The sequence below is a fragment of the Geodermatophilus sp. SYSU D00742 genome, from assembly GCF_054049935.1.
In genome coordinates this window covers 1-2051 of record NZ_JBJGYJ010000070.1, presented here as the reverse complement: position 1 = coordinate 2051, position 2051 = coordinate 1, and the positions used below count along the sequence as shown (strand labels likewise).

General features: G+C 78.4%; 2 protein-coding genes. Both read left to right on the top strand.

The features are described from left to right. Positions 1–144: 144 nt before the first annotated feature. On the top strand, positions 145–528 hold the full coding sequence (locus ACI78V_RS22825; RefSeq protein ID WP_456855112.1) for a hypothetical protein: 384 nt from the start codon (positions 145–147) through the stop codon (positions 526–528). Between the two features lie 183 nt (positions 529–711). Further along, complete coding sequence (locus ACI78V_RS22820; RefSeq protein WP_456855110.1) at positions 712–1776, top strand: DUF2332 domain-containing protein; 1065 nt, start codon at positions 712–714, stop codon at positions 1774–1776. The last annotated feature ends 275 nt before the right edge of the window (positions 1777–2051 follow it).

The window sequence follows — 2051 nt, the reverse complement described above, 5'->3', positions numbered from 1 at the left end:
GACCCCCTGGGGTCCGGGCGCTCCGTCGTCGCGTCCCCCCGCGGCGCCGCCCCCGCGGTGCCCTCGACGCCGCACCCGGGGACACCACGCCGTGGCCGGTAGGCGGCCGGCCCCGTCGACGGCCCAGGAGGTGACACTGGAGGCGTGACGACGGGTCCCCGGCAGGAGGACGTGGCCACCCGACCGCTGACGAGCAGCGAGCGCGCCCTGCTCGATGCACTGCTCGGTCATGCCTTCGACGGCGTCGAGCAGCTGCGGGTGCAGGCGCGCCGGGTGACCGCGTCCCCCGGGTGCACCTGCGGGTGCGGGACCCTCGACCTGCACGTGCCCGACACCGTGCCGCTCTCCCCGGCCACCGGTCCCGTGCCGGTGGAGGGGACGGTGGTCGGCGCCGACGGCGAGCCCGTCGGCGGCGTCCTGCTGGTCGTCGACGGCGGCCGGCTGTCGTGCCTGGAGGTGTACCCCCTCGGGAGCGAGCCGCTGCCACTACCGGATCCGCTGCGCGTGCGGTGGCACACCGGCGCCTGAGCGCCGGCCGCCCTCCCACGACCGGACGGACGTGGAGCCGCACCGCCCGGGCCGCCCACCACCGACACCGGCTCGCAGGACGGGCTCCAGGACCTCCTCGGCGCTGCTGTGCCGGGCTCGGAGGGCGGGGGGTCCTCGCCCTGTGGCTAGCATCGGCGCTCGACCGCAGGGAGCGCCGTACCCGTGGACAGGACCCGAACGCTCGCCCGGGTGTACCGACGCTTCGGTGAGGTCGACGCCGCCGGGACCTCGCCGCTGTACGCGCGCGTCGCCGTCGCCCTGAGCGGGTCCGACGAGGCGCTGCTCGCCATCGCGGCGGCGCCGGCGCGCAGGCGGCACCCCTCGGTCATCCTCGCCGCGCTGCACGACCTCGCCCTCGCCGGACGCGCCCCGGCGCTGGCCGCGGCCTTCGCCGCGGCCGACGGCGACGCTGCCGCCGCCGCGGCGGTCGACACGCTGCTGCGGAGGACCGACTCGGTCGTGGCCATCGCCGCGCGCCGGCAGCCGCAGACCTTCGAGACCGGACGTTGTGCCGTGCTGTACCCGGCCGTCGCCGAGGCCGCGCGCCGGGTCGGCGCGGAGGCGGTCGGGCTCATCGACGTCGGCTCCTCCCCCGGGCTGGATGCCCACGTCGACCGCGTGGGCATCACGTACGGCAACGGGCAGTCGCTGGGCGACCCGTCGTCGCCGGTGCAGCTGTCGGCCGCGGTCGTGGGGGGCCGGCCCGTCCCGACACGGGCGGTGCCCGAGGTCGTCGCCCGGGTCCGCGTCGGCGTCGACCAGGTCGACGTGACCGACGCGGAGGACGCCCGCTGGTTGCGCGCGTGCCTGGCGCCGGACCAGCCCGAGCGGGTGGCGCAGCTCGAGGCGGCGCTGGCGTCGGCGGCGACGGACCCTCCGCTGCTGCTGCGGGGGGACGTCGTCGAGGTGGTGTCCGACGCCTTCGCCCGCGTGCCCGCGGACGCCCTGCCCGTCGTCACCACGACGTGGGCGCTGTCGCGCCTGCCGCTCGAGAGCCGCCTGCGCTTCCTGCACCGCCTCGACGACGCGGCGGCCGGCCGGGCGGTGGCGTGGGTGTCGGTGGAGGGGGTCGGGGTCGCGCCGGCGGTACCGACCCTCGGCGACCGCCGCGCCTCCGGCCACAGCATCATCGGCCTGGCGGTGCTCGACGGGTCGGTCCTGCGGGCCGAGGCCGTCGGCCGCTGCTGGTCGCGGGGTCGCCTGCTGGCGTGGCTGGCCGGCTCCTAGGCCGTCGGCGACCGCCGGGGCGCGGACGAGGCTGACGGCGCCGGTAGCCCAGGCATCGCTGCTGAGCGCGGTGCCGTCGTGACGCTCGCCCGGAGGAGGGCGGGAGAGCACCCAGCCGGCGGTGTTTTCGAGGACCCGTGGCCGGCTCGCGCGGCAGCCGGGGCCGACCGATCCTGCCGGCCAGCGCGGACCCGACGCCCAGCACGACGTCCCGATCCGACGTGGGCGGGCGCCCCGGGCGGCCGGGCCCCACCGGTTCGACCGGGGGGGGCTCG